Source organism: Pseudaquabacterium terrae, from assembly GCF_013266755.1.
Classification (GTDB): domain Bacteria; phylum Pseudomonadota; class Gammaproteobacteria; order Burkholderiales; family Burkholderiaceae_C; genus Pseudaquabacterium; species Pseudaquabacterium terrae.
In genome coordinates, this window is record NZ_JABRWJ010000003.1 from 333,935 (window position 1) to 355,413 (window position 21,479).

At 71.3% G+C, this 21,479-nt stretch carries 16 protein-coding genes; 7 read left to right on the plus strand and 9 right to left on the minus strand.

Annotated features, from left to right (window positions below):
- Positions 1–18: 18 nt before the first annotated feature.
- Together HLB44_RS10535 and HLB44_RS10540 are read right to left on the minus strand one after the other, a co-directional pair.
- On the minus strand, positions 19–1,401 hold the full coding sequence (locus HLB44_RS10535) for an NAD(P)/FAD-dependent oxidoreductase (RefSeq protein WP_173122535.1): 1,383 nt from the start codon (positions 1,399–1,401) through the stop codon (positions 19–21).
- Positions 1,398–2,168 (minus strand): class I SAM-dependent methyltransferase, encoded by a 771-nt coding sequence (locus HLB44_RS10540; protein WP_173122536.1) that lies wholly within the window; start codon positions 2,166–2,168, stop codon positions 1,398–1,400. The genes HLB44_RS10535 and HLB44_RS10540 overlap by 4 nt, the downstream gene beginning before the upstream one ends.
- Before the next feature lie 119 nt (positions 2,169–2,287).
- Here HLB44_RS10540 and acnA point away from each other — a divergent pair, with 119 nt between their 5' ends.
- The 3 genes from acnA (at position 2,288) to HLB44_RS10555 (ending at position 7,363) form a co-directional block, all read left to right on the plus strand.
- Positions 2,288–5,014: an aconitate hydratase AcnA gene (gene acnA / locus HLB44_RS10545; RefSeq protein ID WP_173122537.1), complete on the plus strand. Its 2,727-nt coding sequence runs from the start codon at positions 2,288–2,290 to the stop codon at positions 5,012–5,014.
- Positions 5,011–6,180 carry an NAD(P)/FAD-dependent oxidoreductase gene (locus HLB44_RS10550; RefSeq protein ID WP_173122538.1) on the plus strand — a complete coding sequence of 390 codons (1,170 nt, stop codon included), beginning with the start codon at positions 5,011–5,013 and terminating at the stop codon, positions 6,178–6,180. Before acnA ends, HLB44_RS10550 begins: the two co-directional genes overlap by 4 nt.
- A gap of 61 nt (positions 6,181–6,241) precedes the next feature.
- Positions 6,242–7,363, plus strand: coding sequence for a hypothetical protein (locus tag HLB44_RS10555; RefSeq protein WP_173122539.1), 1,122 nt, complete (start codon positions 6,242–6,244; stop codon positions 7,361–7,363).
- On the opposite strand, the gene HLB44_RS10560 is transcribed toward HLB44_RS10555, so the two are convergent.
- Complete coding sequence (locus tag HLB44_RS10560; RefSeq protein ID WP_173122540.1) at positions 7,338–9,791, minus strand: hybrid sensor histidine kinase/response regulator; 2,454 nt, start codon at positions 9,789–9,791, stop codon at positions 7,338–7,340. The genes HLB44_RS10555 and HLB44_RS10560 overlap by 26 nt on opposite strands.
- 6 nt (positions 9,792–9,797) lie before the next feature.
- Positions 9,798–10,505, minus strand: coding sequence for a riboflavin synthase subunit alpha (locus tag HLB44_RS10565; RefSeq protein ID WP_173122541.1), 708 nt, complete (start codon positions 10,503–10,505; stop codon positions 9,798–9,800).
- Between the two features lie 55 nt (positions 10,506–10,560).
- Here HLB44_RS10565 and HLB44_RS10570 point away from each other — a divergent pair, with 55 nt between their 5' ends.
- Positions 10,561–11,361, plus strand: coding sequence for a crotonase/enoyl-CoA hydratase family protein (locus HLB44_RS10570; protein WP_173122542.1), 801 nt, complete (start codon positions 10,561–10,563; stop codon positions 11,359–11,361).
- On the opposite strand, the gene HLB44_RS10575 is transcribed toward HLB44_RS10570, so the two are convergent.
- On the minus strand, positions 11,358–12,911 hold the full coding sequence (locus tag HLB44_RS10575) for a hypothetical protein (RefSeq protein WP_173122543.1): 1,554 nt from the start codon (positions 12,909–12,911) through the stop codon (positions 11,358–11,360). The two genes, HLB44_RS10570 and HLB44_RS10575, sit on opposite strands and share 4 nt — an antisense overlap.
- 58 nt (positions 12,912–12,969) lie before the next feature.
- On the opposite strand from HLB44_RS10575, the gene HLB44_RS10580 reads away from it, so the two are divergent.
- Positions 12,970–14,097 (plus strand): DNA alkylation repair protein, encoded by a 1,128-nt coding sequence (locus HLB44_RS10580; protein WP_173122544.1) that lies wholly within the window; start codon positions 12,970–12,972, stop codon positions 14,095–14,097.
- Here HLB44_RS10580 and HLB44_RS10585 read toward each other — a convergent pair.
- Genes HLB44_RS10585 through HLB44_RS10600 form a run of 4 tightly spaced genes read right to left on the minus strand, consistent with a single transcriptional unit; the run spans position 14,094 to position 19,144 of the window.
- On the minus strand, positions 14,094–14,840 hold the full coding sequence (locus HLB44_RS10585) for a GIN domain-containing protein (RefSeq protein WP_173122545.1): 747 nt from the start codon (positions 14,838–14,840) through the stop codon (positions 14,094–14,096). The genes HLB44_RS10580 and HLB44_RS10585 overlap by 4 nt on opposite strands.
- On the minus strand, positions 14,837–16,120 hold the full coding sequence (locus HLB44_RS10590) for a metallopeptidase TldD-related protein (RefSeq protein ID WP_173122546.1): 1,284 nt from the start codon (positions 16,118–16,120) through the stop codon (positions 14,837–14,839). Before HLB44_RS10590 ends, HLB44_RS10585 begins: the two co-directional genes overlap by 4 nt.
- Before the next feature lie 8 nt (positions 16,121–16,128).
- Complete coding sequence (locus HLB44_RS10595; RefSeq protein ID WP_173122547.1) at positions 16,129–17,475, minus strand: TldD/PmbA family protein; 1,347 nt, start codon at positions 17,473–17,475, stop codon at positions 16,129–16,131.
- Between the two features lie 55 nt (positions 17,476–17,530).
- Positions 17,531–19,144: an MFS transporter gene (locus HLB44_RS10600; protein WP_173122548.1), complete on the minus strand. Its 1,614-nt coding sequence runs from the start codon at positions 19,142–19,144 to the stop codon at positions 17,531–17,533.
- A 65-nt stretch (positions 19,145–19,209) separates the two neighbouring features.
- Here HLB44_RS10600 and HLB44_RS10605 point away from each other — a divergent pair, with 65 nt between their 5' ends.
- Together HLB44_RS10605 and HLB44_RS10610 are read left to right on the plus strand one after the other, a co-directional pair.
- The gene (locus HLB44_RS10605) at positions 19,210–20,784 is read left to right on the plus strand and encodes a sensor histidine kinase (RefSeq protein WP_173122549.1); all 1,575 of its coding nucleotides are present in this window, start codon (positions 19,210–19,212) and stop codon (positions 20,782–20,784) included.
- Entirely contained in the window at positions 20,781–21,473 is a 693-nt protein-coding gene (locus HLB44_RS10610) for a response regulator (protein WP_173122550.1), read from the plus strand. The genes HLB44_RS10605 and HLB44_RS10610 overlap by 4 nt, the downstream gene beginning before the upstream one ends.
- Positions 21,474–21,479 lie beyond the last annotated feature (6 nt).

The window sequence follows — 21,479 nt, forward strand, 5'->3', positions numbered from 1 at the left end:
CCAGCGCCGCAGCCGCGGCTACTTCAGTGCCTGGACGTTCTCGCCCTTCAGCGCGCCGTAGTCGCGGATGTTCACCGCATGCCGCCGCCAGCCGGCGAGCGAGCGCTTCAGGTGGCGCACGAAGATCATGTAGTAGATGCTCTTCAGCGCCCACAGCGACGGCCAGATCGGCGTCTTGCCGTAGATGTCGCCGGCCAGCAGCGACAGCAGCGCTTCCTTCACCCGCAGCGGGTTGCCCGGGTACATGAACATCTCGCGGATCGTCGGGTTTGTCACGCGGAAGATGAACCACGAGTATTCGCGCGGGCCCAGGCGCATCGTCTTCTCGTAGCGCTTGCGCGCCTTGGCCGCGGCGCGCGGCGTGCCGTCGAGGCTGGCGGCGACGACGTCGGTGGCGTCGAAGGCGCTGTGCATCGCGAGGTAGAAGCCCGACGAGAACATCGGATCGATGAAGGTGAACGCGTCACCGAGCATCAGGTAGCGCTCGCCGCTGCAATGGCTCGCGATGTACGAGAAATTGCCGGTCGCGTGCACCGCGTCGTCGACCAGCTCGGCGTCCTTCAGCCGGTCGGCCAGCTCGGGGCACAGCGCGATGGTGTCCTGGAAGAAATCCTTCAGCGGCTTGTCGCGCGACTTCAGGTAATACGGCCACGCCACCGCGCCGACGCTGGTCGTGCCGTCGAGCAGCGGAATGAACCAGAACCAGCCGTGCTCGAACCAGCAGATGCTGATGTTGCCTTCCTTCTTGCCTTCGAGCCGCCGCGCGTTGCGGAAGTGGCCGAACAGCGCCGAGCTGTTGTGCTCGGGGTTGCGCTCCTTGCACTTGAACTTGTGCGCGAGGAAGGTGTCGCGGCCCGAGCAGTCGAGCACGAAGCGCGCGCGCCACTGGCGCGTAGAGCCATTGTCGGGCCCGCGCGTCGCGCCGTCGTCGAGCTCGGCCTGCACCGTCGCGCCATCGTCATCGAAGGCCACGTCTTTCACGCGGCAGCCCTCGAGCGTCTGTGCGCCGCAGGTCGCGGCATGGCGGAACAGCAGCTCGTCCATCTCCGAGCGCCGCACCTGCCACGAGTAGGGCATGGTCTTGTCCCAGGCGTCGGCGAATTCGAGGTAGCTGCGGTGCTCGTGGTCGGGCGAAACGAACTCGATGCCCCACTTCGGCATGCCGATCCGCTCGACCTGCTCGCGCACGCCGAGCTTGTCGAACAGCGCGACGTTCGCCGGCAGCAGCGATTCGCCGATGTGGAAGCGCGGGTGGTGCAGTTTCTCCAGCAGCACGACGCGCCGCCCCTGGCGCGCCAGCAGCGCAGCGGCGGTCGATCCGGCGGGGCCGCCGCCGATGACCAGGACGTCGCAGGATTCGATCTTCGGGGAGGCCGTCTCGGGGGGGGTCGGAACGCTCATGCCTTCTTGATTGCGGTGTATTCGGAAAAGATGCCCAACTCGACGTAGCGCTGCACGCTCGTGAAGCCGGCCTCGCGCAGCGCCTCGATCACCGCCTCGGGCGGGATGCAGGCCTCGATGGTGTCCCAGTAATAGCGCCACAATTCGGCGGTGTCGCGCCGGCGCGCGACGACGCGGGCGATCAGCGGCACCACGGCGTGCATGTAGCCCTTGAGCATCCGCGTCGCGAAACGGCCGGTCGGCTTGGTGATCTCGAGCACCAGCAACCGGCCGCCGGGCTTGAGTACGCGGTGGAACTCGGCGAAGGCCGCGGTCACATCACTGATGTGTCGCAATGCGTAACCCATGCTGACGAAATCGCTGCTCGCATCGGGCCGCGGCAGCGACTCGGCCTTGCCTTGCAGCAGCTCGACGCCGGGCAGCAGCACCTCGTTCATCATGCCCGGGCTCGGATCGACGCCCACCAGCCGGCCATTCGGGCCGATCAGCTTGAGCGCCTCGCGTGCGACCAGGCCGGTGCCGATGCCCACATCGAGCACCTTCGCACCCACGGCCAACCCGGCGCGCTGCAGCGCGCGCCGCCGGTACCAGGGCCCGGTGCCGAAGGCGAGCACGCGCTCGATGCGGTCGTAGTCGGGGGCGGTGTCGTCGAAGATGCGGCGGATGTACTGCTGGCGTTCGGGCTCGTCGGCGTAGTACTCCGCCAGCGGTGTATGCGGCCGGAGCACGTGGGGCTCGGGCCGCAAGGGTGCAGGGGTGGGGGGCATCGGCGGATTATGGCAATCGGGGGGCCCGCACCCGGCTGCTCGACGTGGGGGTGTTCCCTCAGCAAGCAGGGCAGCACTGCCAGAATGGGCCGCACCCGACCAGGCGATGGAGAACCCCGATGACCCACCCGTTTGCCGACACGCTGAAGGACCTGCCCGCGGCCGGCCGCGGCGCCCGCTTCCACTCGCTGCCGGCGCTCACCGAGCGCTATCCGAACATCGCCCGCCTGCCGGTCTCGCTGCGCATCGTGCTCGAGAGCGTGCTGCGCAACTGCGACGGCAAGCGCGTCGAGGAAGAACACGTGCGCGAGCTCGCCGAATGGAAGCCGACGGGACCGCGCACCGCCGAGATCCCCTTCGTCGTCGCCCGCGTCGTGCTGCAGGACTTCACCGGCGTGCCGCTGCTGGCCGACCTGGCGGCAATGCGCAACGTCGCCGCGTCGCTGGGCAAGAACCCGAAGACGATCGAGCCGCTGGTGCCGGTGGACCTGGTCGTCGACCACTCGGTGATGATCGACCACTACGGCACGCGGCAGTCGCTGGACCTGAACATGCAGCTGGAGTTCAGCCGCAACCGCGAGCGCTACGCGTTCATGAAGTGGGGCATGCAGGCTTTCGACACCTTCGGCGTCGTGCCACCGGGCTTCGGCATCGTGCACCAGGTGAATCTCGAATACCTGGCGCGCGGCGTGCACCGCGGCGCCGACCGCGTGCTGTACCCCGACTCGCTGGTCGGCACCGACAGCCACACGACGATGATCAACGGCATCGGCGTCGTCGGCTGGGGGGTCGGCGGCATCGAGGCCGAAGCGGCGATGCTCGGCCAGCCGGTGTACTTCCTGACGCCGGACGTCGTCGGCTTCGAGCTCTCGGGCCGGCTGCGCGAGGGCGTCACCGCCACCGACCTGGTGCTCACCGTCACCGAGATCCTGCGCAAGCACAAGGTGGTCGGCAAGTTCGTCGAATTCTTCGGCGCGGGCACCGAGACGCTGGCGCTGCCCGACCGCGCGACGATCGCCAACATGGCGCCCGAGTACGGCGCGACGATGGGGTTCTTCCCGGTCGACCAGCGCACGCTGGAGTACCTGAAGGGCACCGGCCGCACGCCCGACGAGCTGCAGGCCTTCGAGGCCTATTTCCGCGCCCAGGGCCTGTTCGGCGTGCCGCGCCCCGGCGAGATCGATTTCTCGCAGGTGATCCAACTCGACCTCGGCACTGTCGCGCCGTCGCTCGCCGGCCCGAAGCGGCCGCAGGACCGCATCGAGATCGGCCAGGTCGCGCAGCGCTTCACCGGCCTGCTCGGCGCGCTGCCCGAAGCCAACGGCTTCAACCTGCCGGCAGCGAAGATCGACCATGCCGTGGAGCTCGGCAACGGCCTCACGCTGCGCAACGGCGACGTGCTGATCGCGGCGATCACCTCCTGCACCAACACCAGCAATCCCGGCGTGCTGCTGGCCGCCGGCCTGCTCGCCCGCAAGGCCGTGCAACGCGGGCTGACGGTCTCGCCGCACATCAAGACCTCGCTCGCGCCGGGCTCGCGCATCGTCACCGAATACCTCGAAAAGGCGGGACTGCTGAAGCCGCTGGCGCAGCTCGGCTTCCACGTCGCCGCCTACGGTTGCACCACCTGCATCGGCAATGCCGGCGACCTGACGCCGGAGATCAACGACGCGATCACGCGCAACGACCTGGTCTGCGCCGCGGTGCTGTCGGGCAATCGCAATTTCGAGGCCCGCATCCATCCGAACCTGAAGGCCAACTTCCTCGCCAGCCCGCCGCTGGTGGTGGCCTATGCGATCGCCGGCAGCATGCGGCGCGACCTGATGACCGAGCCGGTCGGCCACGATCCCGACGGGCGGCCGGTCTACCTCGGCGACATCTGGCCGTCGAGCGACGAGATCCATGCGCTGATGCGCCACGCGCTCGATCCGGAGGCCTACCGGCGCAACTATGCGCAGGTGGCCTCGAAGCCCGGGCCGCTGTGGGAAGCGATCGAGGGCGTGACGGGCCAGGTCTACAACTGGCCGGCCAGCACCTACATCGCGCAGCCGCCCTTCTTCGCCGATTTCCGGCTCAAGCCGGCCAACGATGTCGACCAGGTGCGCGCCGGCGTGCGCGGCGCGCGGCTGATGGCGCTGTTCGGCGACTCGATCACCACCGACCACATCTCGCCGGCCGGCTCGATCAAGGACAGCTCGCCGGCGGGGCTCTACCTGCAGGCGCAGGGCGTCGGCAAGCTCGACTTCAACAGCTACGGCGCGCGCCGCGGCAACCACGAGGTGATGATGCGCGGCACCTTCGCCAACGTGCGCATCAAGAACCTGATGCTGCCCGCGCGCGCCGACGGCTCGCGCGTCGAAGGCGGGCTGACGACCTACCAGGCCGAGGGCGTCGACCGCGGCCACGTGCTGCCGATCTACGACGCGGCGATGAAGTACATCGCCGCCGGCGTGCCGACGGTGATCTTCGCCGGCGAGGAATACGGCACCGGCTCGAGCCGCGACTGGGCGGCCAAGGGCACGCAGCTGCTGGGCATCAAGGCGGTGGTCGCGAAGAGCTTCGAGCGCATCCACCGCAGCAACCTGGTCGGCATGGGCGTGCTGCCGCTGCAGTTCAAGACCGGTGACTCGTGGCAGAGCCTGGGCCTGAAGGGCGACGAGCTGATCGACATCGAGGTCGACGGTGAGCTCGCGCCGCAGCGCGAGGCGACGCTGGTGATCCGCCGCGCCGACGGCAGCGAGAAGCGCGCGACGCTGATCCTGCGCATCGACACGCCGATCGAGGTCGACTACTACCAGCACGGCGGCATCCTGCCGTTCGTGCTGCGGCAGCTGCTCGCCGCATGAAGGTTTTGATCATCGGCGGCGGCGCGGTCGGCTCGGCCGTCGCGCTGTTCCTGAAGTTGCAAGGCGGTTCGAACGTCGACGTCACGGTGATCGAGCCCGACCCGGGGCTCGCGCAGGCTTCGTCGGCGCTGTCGGCGGGCTCGATCCGGCAGCAGTTCTCGAACGCGATCAACGTGCGCATGTCGCAATTCGGGCACGAGGTGATCGCCAATGCGCAGGCCTGGCTCGGCGTCGATGACGAGCCGGTCGAGCTCGGCTTCGTGCCCTCGGGCTACCTGTTCCTCGCCACCGGCGCGACGGCCGTGCTGGAGGCCAACCACGCGGTGCAGCGCGACCTCGGTGCGCCGGTGCGGCTGCTCGACCGCGCCGCGCTGCAGCAGCGCTTTCACTGGCTGAACAGCGACGACGTGCAGCTGGCGAGCCTGGGTGAAGCCGGCGAAGGCTGGTTCGACGGTTATGCCTTCGCCCGCGCGCTGGCGCGCAAGGCGCGTTCACTCGGTGCGCGCTGGCACAAGGCACGTGTCGACGGGCTCGAGCGCGCCGGCGATCGGCTGGTCGCCGCGCGGCTGGCCGACGGCACGCGGCTCGAAGCCGATGCCTTTGTCAACGCCGCCGGGCCGTGGGCGCGCGGCGTGGCGCAGCTCGCCGGCATCCACCTGCCGGTGCATGCACGCCGGCGCACGGTGTTTGCGTTCAGCTGCCCGACCGCGCTGCCGTGCACGCCGCTGGTCATCGATCCCAGCGGCTGCTGGTTCCGTTCCGAGGGCCATGGCTTCATCGGCGCCTGGACGCCGGGTGAATACGACGACGACCCCGACGACCTGCCGCTGGACCAGCCCGACGTCGCGCAGTTCGAAGACCGGCTCTGGCCTGCGCTCGCCCACCGCGTGCCGGCCTTCGAGGCGCTGCGCATGACGCGCGCCTGGGCCGGCTACTACGAGGTGCATCCGCTCGACCACAACGCGATCATCGGCCCGCATCCGGAGCTGACGAACCTGCTGTTCGCCAACGGCTTCTCCGGCCATGGCCTGCAGCATGCGCCGGCCGTCGGCCGCGGCATCGCCGAATGGCTGCTCGAAGGCGGCTGGCGCAGCCTGGACCTGTCGCCCTTCGCCTATGAGCGATTGGCCGAAGGTCACGCCTTCGCTGAACTAGCAGTTATTTAGCATTCCGGGTCGGGGCAGCGGCCTAGGATTCCGCTTATCCCGACATGACCCGGAGTTCTCCATGAAGAAGCACCTGCTCGCGCTGGCCGCGACCGCCCTGCTCGCCGCTTGCGGCGGCGGCGACGAAGCCTCGGAATCGACCACGCAGACGCCGGCCGCTGCCGTCGCCGGCCTGCGCACGCGGCTCGCCGCGGTGCGCGTACAGGCCATCTCGCTCGAGTCCACCGCCGAGCAGTTGCTCAACACCGGCGAAAGCGTCTATCCGACGTACTTCCCCGGCCACAAGACCACGGGCACGTTCGCGCCGTTCCGCTTTCGTTACTACCCCGAAACCGGCGTCTACCTCGGCGTCGTCATCAGTTTGGGCATGGGCTACACGATGAACGGCGTCTACGTGATGGGCGGCCCGTTCGGTTCCAGCCCGGTCTATGTCGGCCTGGTGACCGACTTCATCACGCCGGTCGATCCGAACCCGAGTCCGGGCCCAAACAACGGCTGCGTCGACCTTGCGCTGAATGAGACGACCGGCACCCGTACGCTGGTCGACTACCGCTACACCGGCGCCCTGAACGGCACCGCGACTACCGACACCCTGGTGGTCGGCCCGAAGACCTTCGAGGGCAATTCGGCCATCGAGACGGTCGTCAAGACCACCGGCACGCTGGGCGGCAATGCGCAGAACACCGAAATCCACGAATTCCGGAATCGCACCGGCGATGCCCAGGTGACGCACTACGGCAGCCAGCAGTCGACATCGAACACAGTGGTGGGCGTCAGCACGACGACGACCGACATCAAGACCATCGCGACGCCGCCCTGGACCACGTCGTACTACGGTCTGGCTGCGGGCGCCTCACAAACGACGACGGCGACCGATGTGACGACGACGACGACGACGACGACCTTCACGATCCCGGGCGTGCCGCCCATGGTCAACACCAGCAGCGCAACCACGACGACGACGACCACGACCAAGTTCGTCGGCCGCGAGTCGGTGACCGTACCCGCCGGGACCTACAGCGCCTGCAAGTACGAGTCGACGATTGCGGGCGAGTCCGGATACACGGCGACCAGTTGGTACATCGACGGCAAGGGCATCATGGTCAAGTTCGTGTTGAGCGGCACCGCAATGCCCTGGACGCAGGAAGCGCTGTCCGTCAAGTTGAACGGTCAGTCTCTTTGACGCTGAGCACCTGCTGCACCGCCGGCCCGAGCTCGTCGACGGTGTTCTCCTTGCGCACCAGGCCGCGCACGCCCAGTGCCGCGGCCTGCGCGCGCATCTCCTCGGTGATGTAGCCCGAGCTGATCAGCACCGGCAGCGCCGGCCGCACGCGCGCCAGTGCACGGGCGACGTCGATGCCCGACAGGTCCGGCATGTTGTAGTCGGCGATGACCAGGTCGAAGGCGAAGGGCGCGGCGCGCACCGCTTCGATCGCCTCGCGCCCGGTCTCGCAGCCGGTCACCAGGTAGCCCAGGCTGGTCAGCAGCCCCTCCTCGGTCAGCCGCATCACCTCGTCGTCGTCGATGCACAGGATGTGGCGCGGCCGGTCGGCCGTCGCAGCGGCTGACGCGGGCGCGCTCAGTGTCGGCTCCGCCGCCGCGTCCGCCGCATCCACCGCCGGAAAGTACAGGTGGAAGGTCGAGCCGCACTCGGGCGCGCTGTCGACGGCGATCGCGCCGCCATGCTCGGTGACGATGCCGTGCACCACCGCCAGCCCGAGCCCGGTGCCGACGCCGACCGGCTTGGTCGTGAAGAAGGGTTCGAAGATGCGCGCGCGGGTGGCTTCGTCCATGCCGCTGCCACTGTCACGCACCCACAGGTGGGCGTGCGCGCCGGGCGTGAGGCGGTGGCCCAGCCGCTGCACCGCGGCGGCGTCCAGGGTCACCGCCTCCAGGCCGACCTCGACGCGGCCGGCCGCCTCCTGCAGCGCATGCCAGGCGTTCGAGCACAGGTTCATCAGCACCTGCTGGATCTGCGTCGCATCGGCGCGCACGTGCAGCGGCGCCTCGCCGGGCCGTATCGCAAGCCGGGCATCGAGCCGCACCGAGGCCGGCAGCGAGGCCCGCAGCAGCGCCAGCGATTCCTCGACCAGCGGCTGCAGCGGCTGCGCGCGCAGCGCCTGCGGCTGGCGCCGGCTGAAGGCGAGGATCTGCTGCACCAGGTTGCGCGCACGCTGCGCCGAGCGGTCGATCTGCGCCAGCCGCTCGTCGGCGCCGGGCGCGATGCCGGGCTGCTGCCGCAGCAGGCTCAGGTTGCCGAGGATCGCGCCGAGGATGTTGTTGAAATCGTGCGCGATGCCGCCGGCCAGTGTGCCGAGCGACTCCATCTTCTGCGATTCACGCAAGGCCTCGTCGGCGCGCTTGCGCTCGATGACGATCGCCGCGATCTGCGCCGCGCCGGCCACCAGCGCGAACTCGGCCGTGTCCGGCGCATGGCGGCGGCCGCGGTAGATGCCGAAGGTGCCGAGCAGCGCGCCGGCGCGGCCGAGGATCGGCTCGGACCACACCGAGACCAGGTCCGCGGCCGCGGCCAATGGACGATAGAGGGTCCAGTTCGGATCACTGGCGATCTCCTCGGTGATCTGGCGCCGGCCGCTGTAGCCGACGACCCCGCAGGTGCACACCTGCGGTCCGACCACCAGCCCGTCGGCGGCCTCGCGGAAGAAATCCGGCAGCGCCGGCGCGGCCAGCAGCCGCAGCCGGCCGTGATCCAGCGCCATGATGCAGACCCGCGCGCCGGCGAGCTCGCTCTCCACATGACGCGCCAGCGCCGCCATCACGTCGCCCAGCGGCGCACCACCGGCGACCATCGTCATCAGCTCGCTGCGCGCGAAGGCCTGCGCGGCGGCCAGCTTGCGCTCGGTGATGTCGGTGACCATCGCCAGCGCACCGCCGAAGGTGCCGTCGTCATTGAAGATCGGGCTGGTCGACAGCGTGGCCCAGACCGCATGGCCCTCCTTGTGGCGGAAGCGGAAGTCGTGCTGCTCCCCCAGCCCCGCGCGCCGGCGCTCGAAGTTGCGCTCGGCATCGATGCGCCCCTCGTCGTCCATGAAGTGAAACAGCGGGCGATTGAGCATCTCGGCCGGCGCATAGCCGAGCATGCGCGCCAGCGCCGGATTGACGAAGGTCGTGCGGGCCTCGGCATCGATCGACCAGATGCCCTCGCGCGCGGTCTCGACGATGCGGCGAAAGCGCCGCTCGCTGGCCAGCAGCTCGGCCTCGGCCCGCCGCAGCGGCGTCAGGTCCTTGACCATCACCAGCCGCGCCGGCTGGCCGTCGAAATCGATCGCGTCGGACACCACCTCCACCTCGAAGACCTCGCCGTTGCGCCGGCGATGGCGCCAGACCGTCGGCTCCGGGCTCGGCACCGCCGCGGGCACGCTGGCGAGGTAGGCCTCCAGCCGCGCGCGGTCCTCGATCGGCCGGATGTCGAACAGCGTCATGCCGCGGAACTCGTCCTCGCTGTAGCCGTAGGCGCGCGCCGCGGCCTGGTTGGCCGCGAGGAAGCAGCGTGTGCGCCGGTCGACGATGAACATCGGCAGCGGGTTGCGCTCGAACAGCAGCCGGTACGCCGGCACCGGCGCGGAGGGGCTGTTCGGCGGCGCAGCCATCGCGGATCAGGAGCCGGGTTTGCCGCCCGGTGCGCCCAGCTCGGCGAGGCTGTGGCCGCGCTCGGCGAGCAGCGCCTCGAGCGCCGGCAGCAGCGCGCCCAGGCGTTCCTCGAGCGCATCGCGCACCGTGTCGACGACGACCTGCGTGCCGCGTTCGATCTCGATGTTCAGCGCATCGCCTTCGCGCTTGGCGCCGAAGCTGGTCATGCGCAGCGTCTCGGGGATCAGCCAGACCTCGAACCAGCCTTCGCGCCGATGCGCCTCGGCCACCGTCAGGCTGGCGCCGTTGATCGCGATGTAGCCCTTGGCGAAGACGTAGCGCATGTGCGAGGCCGGCACGCCGATGCGCAGCACGTGGTTGTTCTCCGGCTGGCGGATCGCGAGCACGGTGCCCTGGCAATCGACATGGCCCGAGATCGGATGGCCGCCGATCTCGGCGCCATCCTTCGCCGCGCGCTCGACGTTCAGCGCGCTGCCGACGGACAGCGTGCCGAGCGTCGTCAGGCCGAGGCTTTGCTGCATCACGTCGAAGGTGGCGCGGTCGGGTGAGGGGCGCGTGGTGACCGTCAGGCAGACGCCGTCGCAGGCCACGCTGGCGCCGATCTCGAGACCCCCGTCGAAACCCGCGGGAAAGGACAGCGTCAGACTGCGCAGCCCGGCGCGGTCGTCGATCGCGGCGACCGTGGCGACGCCCTGAACAATGCCTGTGAACATGAGGAATTCGGAAGCTCGTGAGACAGTGCGCAGCTTAGCCGAGGAGACCGAAGCCATGTCCGATGACGATCCCTCCCGCAGCGTGCACCTGGAGCGCGACGGCCCGGTGGCGACGATCACCCTGCACCGGCCCGGCTGCCGCAATGCGGTCGACGGCCCGACCGCCGCGGCCTTGCGCGACGCCTTCGAATCCTTCGAGGCCGATGCCGCGCTGGCGGTGGCGGTCTTCACCGGCGGCGGCGGGCACTTCTGCGCCGGCGCCGACCTGACGTCGCTCGCGGACCCGGCGCGCGCCAACGTGCTGACGCCCGACGGCAGCGGCCCGGGCCCGATGGGGCCGAGCCGCATCGCCTTCAGCAAGCCGGTGATCGCCGCGGTCGAAGGCTACGCGGTCGCCGGCGGCCTGGAGCTGGCACTGATGTGCGATCTGCGCGTGGCCGCGAAGAGCGCCGTGTTCGGCGTCTTCTGCCGCCGCTTCGGCGTGCCGCTGATCGATGGCGGCACGGTGCGGTTGCCGCGGCTGGTCGGCATGGGCCGCGCGCTCGACCTGATCCTCACCGGCCGCCCGGTCGCTGCCGACGAGGCGCTGGCGATGGGCCTCGCGAACCGGGTCGTCGACGACGGCCAGGCGCTCGCCGAGGCGCAGGCGCTGGCGCGGCAGATCGCCGGCTTTCCGCAGCAATGCCTGCGCGCCGATCGCGCCAGCGCCTTCGCGCAGTGGGACCTGCCGCTGACCGAAGCACTGCAGCGCGAGGGCGCCGGCGGCTATCCGGTGGTCTTCGCCGAGGCGCAGGCCGGCGCGGCGCGTTTTGCCGCCGGCGCCGGGCGGCACGGCCGTTTCGAGGGCGGCTCCTAACGGACGAAAACAGCGGCCTTGGTGCTGAAGGCCCAGCCCGCCAGGACCGAGCAGTCGCTGCCGGGCACCCACTCGACGCGCAGCGCGACCGGGTTGAGCAGCTTCAGCATCAGCGCGCCGGACGGCGCACTCAGAGGCATCTCGCCGGGACTGCGGCCACCGAGAAAACCTTCGAGGCAAAACGTGCCGCCGCCGCTGATGTCGGCGAAGCGGCGATTCACCGCCCCGCTGTCGCGCGGCGTGTAGGCCATCAGGCCGGCAGCCAGGCCGCTGACGGCGCCGCCGTGGGCGAGCAGCGGCTGCGCCGGGTCGACGTAGTCGCTGCCCAGCGCCAGCAGGCCCGCGCTGTCGCCGCCGCTGTCGATCCAGTAGCGCCCGGGCACGAACCAGTTGCCCTGGGCGGTGCCGGCGAGGTCCACCGCATGGCTGCCGCCGAGCGGTTCGGCGGTGCGGCGCAGCGCGCCGAGCACGCTGCCCGTCTTCGCGGCGAGCGCGGCCCGCACCGCGCTGTTGAAGTAGTCGAGCGGCGCCTGCCAGAACGGGTAGTAGGCGTCGTAGTGCTCCGGGTAGATGAAGCCGGCTGCCGGCCGTCGCGCATCGACCAGGCCGAAGTCGACGCCGGCGGTGTCCGGGCCGTGGCCGAAGACTTCGCCCTCGTCGAGCGCCAGGTCGAGGTCGTCGCGACGGCAGGTGGTCAGCTCGCCGGAGATCGCGCTGCAGCGCGGCGTGCCGGCGTCGAACGCCGCCTGCAGCCGCGTCGACACGGTCGCCAGGTGGCCGAAGTACAGCCGCACCTCGCGGCACGGGTGCATGAAGACCTGGTAGTTGCCGCCGCCCGATGCGATGCGCACCTGGATCATCTCGCGCACGCTGGCGCGCGCCGGCGCACGCACCGGCCGCGCCTGCGGCGTGGCGCCGAGCGGCGTCATCGAGAACGCGCCGTGCTTGGCCGGGAAGACATGAATCGGGTTCGACTGGAAGCCGAGCGGCCGCATGGCGATGAAGTCCACCGGGTCGATCGGCGCGGTGCCGAACAGCGGCGCGCCGGCATCGGCCGGACAGGCCGGCGCCGAGGCCGGTGCATTCAGCCCGAGCGTCGGCGCCGCGCGCAGCGTGCCGATCTCGCGGTAGCGGCCGGCGGCGAGCATCTCGGCCCAGGCGGCCGCAACCGTGCCGGTGGCGTGGCCGTAGCCGGCGAAGACACGCGTGCCGAGCAGGCCGCCGACGTCAGCCGCATCGACCAGCGCAACGCTGTGCGAGAAGGCGGCCGGCTGCGCGTGTTGCCAGGCCGGCGGCTCGGCCCCCAGCGGCAGCCAGCCGGCGGGCGACAGCACAACCCAGGCGCCGCCCGGCAGCAGCGCCGCAACGAACAGGCTGATCGGCCGACCGAGATCGGCCTGCGCGGGCAGCAGGTGAGCAGTCAGGGTGCGCGACGTGGTCGCGCCCTGCTGCTGCAGATCGAGGAACAGCGGCTCGCTCGCGCTGGCGGCCGCGGTCGCGCCCGCGCAGAGCCAGGCCATCACCCACGTCCACCCGATCCGCCGCGCCATCGCCGCACTCCCCGAGAGACCCGCGGCCAGTATCGACCGAGGCTGGCACCATCGGCGCATGGAACCGTTCAAGAACGCGATCGACGCGACGCTGGTGCGCACGATCGGCGAGCACCTGCAGCGCGCCGATCGCCGCTTCGCGCGGCGCGATTTCGAGGCCACGGCGCTGGCCGGCCTCGACGCGCTGGAGCTGAAGGACCGTGTGCGCCAAGTCGCCGGCGCGCTCGTCGCGACACTGCCGGCGGACGTCGACCGCGCCTGCGGCCTGATGGAGCGCAGCCTGGGGCCGCCGGGCGTTGGCGACGACCTCGCGGCGCTGCGCAGCAGCGCCGCGGGCCTCGGCGGCTGGGCCGTCTGGCCACTGACTGAAGCCGTCAGCCGCCTGGCGATCGATGCGCCCGAGCGCGGCCTCACGGCACTGCATGCGATGACGCAGCGGGCGACGGCGGAGTTCGCGATCCGGCCCTTCATCCTGCGCCATCCGGCCGTCTGCTGGACGACGCTCGAACGCTGGCTGAACGACCCGAGCGCGCACGTGCGACGCCTGGTCAGCGAAGGCAGCCGGCCGCGGCTGCCGTGGGGGCTGCGCCTGCAGCCGCTGGTGCAGGACCCATCGCCGACGCTGCCCTTGCTCGAGGCGCTGCAGGACGATCCGAGCGGCTACGTGCGCCGCAGCGTCGCGAACCACCTGAACGACATCGCCAAGGACCATCCCGCGCTGCTGGCCGATTGGCTCGCGCGCCACCTGCCCGATGCATCGGCTGAACGCACCGCGCTGCTCAAGCATGCGAGCCGCGGGCTGATCAAGCATGGCGATGCGCAGGTGCTCAGCGCCTGGGGCCTGGGCCAGCGCTTCAGGGGCGAGCTGGCGCTGTCGCTGGCGCCGGCGCGCGCCCAGGTGGGCGGCGCGCTGCAGCTGACGCTCGAGCTGCGCTCACGCGCCGCGAAACCGCAGCGGCTGGCGATTGACTACGCGGTGCACCACGTCAAGGCCGATGGCCGCCTGAGCCCGAAGGTGTTCAAGGGCTGGGTCATCGACCTGGCGCCGCGCGAGCAGCGCCGGCTCGAACGCCGCCATTCGTTGAAGGCCGTGACGACGCGGCGTTATCACGCCGGCCGCCACGTGGTCGATCTGCGCATCAACGGCCAGGTGCTGGCCGAGGCCTTCTTCGATCTGAAACTCTAGGGCGGCGGCTCGGCGCCGAGTGCGGCGACCTTGCCGGCGCCGCCGCGCGACACATCGGTGCGCGGCTTGCCGTAGTAACGCAGCCCGCCGGCGCCGCCGACGCTGCCCTGCAGCGACTCGCGCACCCACAACACCGCCTGCGCGCTGCCGCCGACGCGCAGGTCGGCCTCGCGGGCCTGCAGGCGCCTGGCGCTCAGCGTCGCCGCGCCGCCGAGCGCGCCCTTCAGCACGCCGGCGCGGCCGCCCAGGTTCAGCACGCTGCTGCCGCCGGCATCGACGCCGACATGCTCGACCGCCAGCGCGGAAAACTTGACGACGCCCGCGCCGCCGACATCCAGCCGCAGCCGCTCGCCGAGCCAGGGCCCCGGCGCCACCAGGCCGGCCGCGCCGCCGACGGCGATCGATTCGAGCCGGCGCACGAAGACGACGATCGAGAGCTGGGTCGGCTTGATCGGGCCGCGCTCGGCGATGTCGAGCGCGCCGTCGCGCTGCACCAGCTGGATCAGCGGCTGCAGGTTGTCGTCGGTCTCGACCTCGACCGCATCACGATCGGCCTGGCGCAGCTCGACCTTCACGCTGCCGGACAAGCGCAGCGTGTGGAAGGGCTCGATCACGCGCAGCTCGCGCGTCAGCGTGCCCGAGCCGCGCGCCGTCTTGCCGGTCCAGTTCCAGTCGGCGGCATGCGCCAGCGCCGGTGCGAGCGCAGCGGCGGTGGCGAGCAGCAGTGCGCGGCGCGGCGTCACGAGAAGTGCATCCCGCCGATGCGCAGCCACGGCAGGTTCCACACCCCCGTGTCGATGCGCTCGCGGCTGACCGCCTGCACGTCGAGCAGCATGCGTGCGATGTTGCCGCTGACCATCACCTCGCGCAGTGCCGGGCCGACGCTGCCGCCTTCGAGCAGGAAGCTGTTCTTGATCACGCCGGAGAAGTCGCCGTTCGGCGCCGGGTTGCCCATCGACAGCCGCCCGACCAGCGCGCCGTGGCGCACGCCGCCGAGCAGGTCGGCCAGCGGCGTGTCGCCCGCCGGCACCTCCCAGCCGCCGGCGGCGATCGGCACCTGCTTCAACCCGGTCTTGCGGCTGCCGTAGAGGCTGGGCGTCAGATTGATCAGCCGGCCCGCTCGCAGCAGCTCGACCGGCGGCGCGACGAAGCCGTCGGCCGAGATCGCCGCAATGCCCGGCGCATCGAAGCGGCTCTTCAGCGACAGCAGCGGCGCGGCGATCAACTCGCCCACGCGCTCGCGGTACAGCGAGCTGCCGGCGATCAGGTGCATGTCGGCCAGTTGCCCCTGCAGCCAGCCGAGCAGGCTGGCGACGGCGGGCGGCGTCAGCACCACGTCGCCGACGAACTTCGCGGCGATGCGCTGCGCATCGACCTGGCGCACGGTGTCGCGCAGCATCGGCTCGATGCCGGCATGCGCCTGCGCGGGCAGCGCGCGGAGGTCGTTGCTGTTGCCGTCGACGAAATTGAACGAGCTGGTGCGCAGGCCGATCTTCGCAGTGCCGGCGAGGCTCAAGCGGTGCCAGCCGAGGCGGCAGCCGATGGAGCTGCCGCCGCTGCTCAGCAGGCGCGCTTCGAGCCGCTGGTGCGCGACGAAGCCCTCTTCGAGCATCATCGCCGGCGTCTCGCGGGTGCGGAATTCGAGCAGCTCGGCCACCTTGTCGGCCAGCAGCGCCTCGTCGGCCTCTTGCGGCCCCTGCAGCAGCTCGGCCTGCTGGCCGGCGCTCAGCGCATTCGCGCCGTCCTGCGGCGACGAGCGCGCGTCGGTGAACAAGGCGCCGATCGCCGCGCGCACGGCGTCATCGCCGAGGTCGCTCAGCTCGGTGGCGGCCATGCGGCCGTCGACGATGCCGGCGAGCGCGAGCTTCTCCACCGTCGTGCTGCGCAGCAGGCTGGGCTCGTTGTGGGCCAGGTTCACCTCGGTGCCGTGCAGCCGGCTGGCTTCGGCGCGCGCAGCCTCGAAGCCGGCCGTGCGCATCAGCGCCAGCGCGTGTTCGGCGTGGTCGTGCAGGTCCATGCTCATTCCCATGCTCATTCCCCCCCGAGGTGCGCCTGCGCGCGCAGCGCCGGGCCACCCATCGAGACGACCATCGTCTGCTTCTTGCCGCAATAGCCCGAACAGTCCCAGACCATGTCGTCGGACACCGCGTCGACGCTTTGCAGCACCTTGATCGCGCTGCCGGACAAGGTGGTGTCGCGGATCGCGCGGCCGAGCTTGCCGTCGCGGATCTCGTAGCCGAGGTTGATGCCGAACATGAACTCGGTCGTCGAATCGGCCTGGCCGTTGGACGTGCTCATCAGCAGGTAGCCGCGCTCGACGCCGGCGATCATCTCCTGGTACTTGTCGGTGCCGGGCAGGATCGCGGTATTGCGCATGCGCACCAGCGGCTCGTCGTTCGGCCCGAAGGCGCGCGCGCTGCCGCTGGGCTCGATGCCGAGGCGCGCAGCCGTCTCGCGGCTGCTCATGAAGCCGCGCAGGATGCCGCGTTCGATCAGCACCGCATCGCGCGCCGGCGTGCCCTCGTCGTCGACATAGACCGGCACGCGCGCCTCGGCGCCGTCGAAGGTGTGCGCGTAGTCGATCATCGTGACCAAGTCGCTGGCGACACGCTGGCCCAGCAGGTCGCCGGTGACGGCGCCGCCGAGCACGATGTCGGCCTCGCACGGGTGGCCCATCGCCTCGTGCGCCAGCATGCCGGCGAGCTTGGGCGCCATCACCACGGTGTGCAGCCCGCCCTCGGCGGTCACCGCATGGCGCTTGGCCTGCAGGTGCTCGTGCATCCGGTCGAGCAGCGGCGCCAGCGCCTCGACGCTGAAATCGATCTCGGCAAGGCTCCCCTTGCTCGACAGTGGCTCGAAGACTTCGATCGGCGTGCCTTGCGTGTCTTCGCCGATCAGGGTCAGGTAACACAGCGCGCGCTGGATGCTGGCCAGCGATTCGCCGCCGATGCTCGTGCTCAGGCGCTTGCTGTGCTCTTCTTCGAGCAGCGCGAAGCGCGTCGACTTCAGGCCCGGGAACTGCCGCTTGCAATGGGCGTGCAGCGCGGCGAGCCGATCGATGCACTCGCCGGGCGTCAGCAGCGGCTTGCCGGCATAGCGGTGCTCGCCGCGGTAGGCGCCGCCGGGCAGCGGGTGCGCGCTGCGGCGGCCGAAGCGGGCCATCGCCTGCGCGTTGCGGCGCGCCTGCTGCTCGAGGCTGTCGGCGCTGCCGCCGGGGGCCGACGCGAAGCCCCAGTAGCCGCCTTCGTAGACGCGGCTCGACAGGCCGCCTTCGCTCGTGCGCTGGTTGACGATCAGGTTGCCGTCGACCATCAGCATCCGGCTCTTGCGCAGCTCGTGGCGGCGCGTCTCCCGGTAGGGGGACTGCAGTGTGTGCATCGTTCGTTCCCTGAGATGTTGTTCGGGAGAACGATGATAGGCGTCGAATTGAACCCTACCGTTCCGCGATGTAGTGCTGCATGGTGACGGCCTCACCATCAATGACGAAGGCGCGCACGCGCGCTTCGATCGCCTGGTCGGCCAGCGTCGCGCGGGCGCGCTGGTGCAGATAGTCGGCCCACGAGGTGACGATGAAGCGCTCGACATAGCGCGTCGGGTCGCCCAGGTCCTTGTACAGGCGCCAGAAGGTCGCGCCGTCGCGCTGGCGCGGCGCGCGCAGCAGCGCCACGGTGTCGAGAAACTCGGCGGTGTCGACCGGGCGGATCCGATAGCCGAGCTCGACCGCCACCGGCCCGGCCTCGGGGTCCGGCTCGTCGGCAACCAGCAGGTCCTCGAACGGCACCGGCACGGCCTGCGTCACCTCGAGCTCGGCGCCCATGCGCAGCGGGAACGGCCGCACCAGCAGCAGCCCGCCGAACATCAGCGCCGCAGCCAGGCACAGCGCCGCCTGCAGGCCGAAGACGCTGGCGACGATGCCCCAGAAGGCCGAGCCGATCGCGAAGGAGCCGAGCGCACTCAGCACGTGCAGCGCCGTCGCGCGCGAACGCACCCACGGCGGCGCGCTGGTCTGCGTCGCGGTGTTGAAGGTCGACATCACCGCCATCCACGCCGCGCCGCTGGCGACCAGCGCGATGTAGAGCGGCAGCGCCCAGCGCGAGAACGCGGCGATCAGCATCACCGCGCCGAAGATCACGCAGCCGGCAGCGACCAGCCGCTCGAGCCCGACACGCTGGCGCAGCGGGCCGATCACCAGGCCGACGGCCACGGCACCCGCCCCGAGGCAGCCCATCAGCAGGCCGAACCCCTCGGCGCCGAGGCCGAGCCGCTGCTGGCCGATCACCGGCAGCAGCGCCCACAGCGCCGAGCCGGCTCCGCCGAAGGCGGCCGTGCGCACCAGCTGCGCGAGGATGGTGTGCGAGTGGCGCGCATAACGCAGCCCGGCCAGCGTGCCGCCCCACAGCCGCTCGGCCGGCAGCCGGCTCGGCGGATGCTGGCGCGGCGGCCAGCGCCGGATCGCCAGCGCCAGCACGCCGATGCCCAGCAGCGCGAGCCCGAACACCGACGCGCCGCCGGCCAGCGCGAACACCACGCCGGCCAGCGCCGGCCCGAGCGCACGCGCCGCGTTGTAGGCGATGCTCATCGCGACGATCGCCTGCGGCAGCTCGTCGCGCGGCAGGATCTCGCCGACGGTGGAGTTCCAGGCCGGCGACATCATCGCGGTGCAGCAGCCGGTGAGCGCGGTGAAAAAGAGGATCGTCGCCGGCCCGGCCCAGCCGGTCAGCGCCAGCAGCGCGAGCAAGGCGACCGCGCCCGTCTGCGTGTACAGCGTCCACAGGATCAGCCGGCGCCGATCGGTGGTGTCGGCCAGCACGCCGGCGGGCAGCGCCAGCACGAACATCGGCAGGAACACCGCTGTCTGCACCGAGGCGACGAGAAAGGGCGAATCGGTGCGCTCGACCATGAACCAGGCCGCCGCCATGCCCTGCATCGCATTGCCGATGAAGTACGCGGCGCTCGCGAACCACCAGCCGCGGAACGCCGGGTGGTGCAGCGTGCGCCACACCGAGGGCGACGAGGACGGCGAGGGGACGGATTCGCGCAGGGTCATCGGGGGAGTCATTGTGCAGCCGGTCCTGATGCCATCCTGATGCGCGCGCTGCTAAGGTCCATGGCATGAACCCGGACAGCCTGCGCGAACCGACCGCGCCGCCCTGGCAATCGCCGCGCCCGCAGGTGCGCAGCCTGGCGCTCGACCTGGCAGCGGCCGGCGCCGTCTGGGCGCTGGCGTGGGCCGCCATGCTGGCACTCGACGGCCGCGTCGACCTGTCGAACCTGGCGATGCTGCTGGTGCTGGCCTCGGCGCTGGCGAGCCTGTGGCTGCCGGTGCCGCTGGCATTGGCCGGCAGCGCGCTGGCGGTGGTGGCCTTCAACTGGGTCTTCGTGCCGCCGCGCGGCAGCTTCGCCGTCGCGGGCCAGCACCACGCGCTGCTGCTCGGCGGCATGCTCGGCGTCAGCGCCATCGTCGCGGCGCTGATCGGCCTGCAGCGCCGCCGTGCCGCCGACGCGCTGCAGCACCGCCGCCGCGCCGAACAATTGCGCGACTGGGGTGACGCGCTGCGCGATGCGGCCGAGCCGCTGGCCCATGGCGCCGGGCTGCAGGCCGCCTTGTCGACACTGGCCGGCGCGCCCGCCGCGCTGCTGCTGCTGAAGGCGGCGCTGCCGCGCGGCAACGACGACGACGCGGCGATGCAGCTCGGCGCACCGGATGCCGACCAGCGCGCCGGCCTCTGGCACTGCCTGCGCCAGGGCCAGGCGATGGGGCCCGGCACCGGGCGCCATCACGAGCTGCCGGCCTGGTACCTGCCGCTGCGTGGACGCGGCGCCGCCTTCGGCGCCGCGCTGCTGCCCCTGCCCGGCAGCCTGCCGCCGGATGCCGAGCTGCAACGGCAGCACGCGCAGGCGCTGTGCGACCAGCTCGGCCTCGCGCTGCAGCGCGTGCAGATCCACGCCGCGGAGCGCGCCGCGCAGGACCAGGCGCACCTGCAGGCCGTGCGCAACGCGCTGCTGGCGGCGATCTCGCACGATTTCCGCACGCCGCTGGCGTCGATCCTCGGCGCCGCATCGTCGCTGCAGGAGCAGGATGCGCGGCTCGATGCGGCGCAGCGCCGGCGCCTCGCCGATCGCATCGTCGACGAGGCCGGCCGGCTGCGGCGGCTGGCCGACAACACGCTGCAGCTCGCACGCCTGGACGCGCCGGGGCTCGAATTGCAGCGCGACTGGGAATCGGCCGAGGAGATCGTCGGCGACGTGCTGCGCCGCGCCCGGGCACGTGACCCGTCGCGCCGGCTCAATGCGCGGCTCGAGCCGGGCCTGCCGCTGCTGCGCTGCGACGCGCTGCTGATCACGCAGCTGCTCGACAACCTGGTCGACAACGCGCTGAAATACAGCCCGCCCGACGCGCCGGTCGAGATCCTCGTGCGCCGGCTCGAGCAGCGGGTGCTGCTCGCGGTGCGCGACCGCGGACCGGGCATCGCGCCGAGCTGGCGCGAGCGCATCTTCGATGTCTTCCAGCGCGGCGACGGATCGGCGGCGCTTGCCGATGCCGCCGCGCAGCCCGGCGCCGGCGTCGGCCTCGCGGTGTGCCGCGCCATCGCCCGCGCCCACGGCGGCGAGCTGCGGCTGCGCCCGCGCGGCCACGGCGGCACCAGCTTCGAGCTGAGCCTGGCGGTGGAGAGTCCACCCGAATGACGCTGAAGGTCTTGCTGGCCGAGGACGACGCCGCGCTGCGCGCGACGCTGCGCGACGCGCTGGCGCTCGAAGGCTACGAGGTGCTGACGGCCGCCAGCGTCTCCGAGGGCCTGGCGCTGCTGGCCCATGCCGAGCCCGACCTGCTGCTGCTCGACCTCGGCCTGCCCGACGGCGACGGCTCGGCGCTGCTGGCGGCCTTGCGCCGCCGCCGCAATGCGCCGGCGCTGGTGATCTCGGCGCGCCAGGCCGACGGCCTGAAGATCGCGCTGCTCGACGCCGGCGCCGACGACTACCTGACCAAGCCCTTCGGCATCGGCGAGTTGCTCGCGCGCATGCGCGTCGCGCTGCGCCACCGCGGCACGGCCATGGCCGCGTCGATCACGAACTATGTGCACGGTGATCTGGAGATCGACCTGCCGAACCACCGCGTGCTGCTGCGCGGCGCACCGGTGCACCTGACGCCGACCGAATACAAGCTGCTCGCGCGCCTGGTGCGCCAGGCCGGCCAGGTGGTCACGCACCGGCAGCTGCTGGTCGACGTCTGGGGCGCCGAGTACATCGGTCACACGCACTACCTGCGCCTGTACATGGGCCAGCTGCGCGCCAAACTGGAAGCCGAGCCGGCCGAGCCGCAGCACCTGCTGACCGAGCCGGGCATCGGCTACCGGCTCGCCGAGCCGCAAGACTGAATCTCC

What these genes read in the sequence shown, in the direction of transcription:
- HLB44_RS10535 (WP_173122535.1), bottom strand. Translation starts at nt 1,401, where the DNA reads ATGAGCGTTCCGACCCCCCCCGAGACGGCCTCCCCGAAGATCGAATCC.
- HLB44_RS10540 (WP_173122536.1), bottom strand. Translation starts at nt 2,168, where the DNA reads ATGCCCCCCACCCCTGCACCCTTGCGGCCCGAGCCCCACGTGCTCCGG.
- acnA (WP_173122537.1), top strand. Translation starts at nt 2,288, where the DNA reads ATGACCCACCCGTTTGCCGACACGCTGAAGGACCTGCCCGCGGCCGGC.
- HLB44_RS10550 (WP_173122538.1), top strand. Translation starts at nt 5,011, where the DNA reads ATGAAGGTTTTGATCATCGGCGGCGGCGCGGTCGGCTCGGCCGTCGCG.
- HLB44_RS10555 (WP_173122539.1), top strand. Translation starts at nt 6,242, where the DNA reads ATGAAGAAGCACCTGCTCGCGCTGGCCGCGACCGCCCTGCTCGCCGCT.
- HLB44_RS10560 (WP_173122540.1), bottom strand. Translation starts at nt 9,791, where the DNA reads ATGGCTGCGCCGCCGAACAGCCCCTCCGCGCCGGTGCCGGCGTACCGG.
- HLB44_RS10565 (WP_173122541.1), bottom strand. Translation starts at nt 10,505, where the DNA reads ATGTTCACAGGCATTGTTCAGGGCGTCGCCACGGTCGCCGCGATCGAC.
- HLB44_RS10570 (WP_173122542.1), top strand. Translation starts at nt 10,561, where the DNA reads ATGTCCGATGACGATCCCTCCCGCAGCGTGCACCTGGAGCGCGACGGC.
- HLB44_RS10575 (WP_173122543.1), bottom strand. Translation starts at nt 12,911, where the DNA reads ATGGCGCGGCGGATCGGGTGGACGTGGGTGATGGCCTGGCTCTGCGCG.
- HLB44_RS10580 (WP_173122544.1), top strand. Translation starts at nt 12,970, where the DNA reads ATGGAACCGTTCAAGAACGCGATCGACGCGACGCTGGTGCGCACGATC.
- HLB44_RS10590 (WP_173122546.1), bottom strand. Translation starts at nt 16,120, where the DNA reads ATGAGCATGGACCTGCACGACCACGCCGAACACGCGCTGGCGCTGATG.
- HLB44_RS10595 (WP_173122547.1), bottom strand. Translation starts at nt 17,475, where the DNA reads ATGCACACACTGCAGTCCCCCTACCGGGAGACGCGCCGCCACGAGCTG.
- HLB44_RS10600 (WP_173122548.1), bottom strand. Translation starts at nt 19,144, where the DNA reads ATGACCCTGCGCGAATCCGTCCCCTCGCCGTCCTCGTCGCCCTCGGTG.
- HLB44_RS10605 (WP_173122549.1), top strand. Translation starts at nt 19,210, where the DNA reads ATGAACCCGGACAGCCTGCGCGAACCGACCGCGCCGCCCTGGCAATCG.
- HLB44_RS10610 (WP_173122550.1), top strand. Translation starts at nt 20,781, where the DNA reads ATGACGCTGAAGGTCTTGCTGGCCGAGGACGACGCCGCGCTGCGCGCG.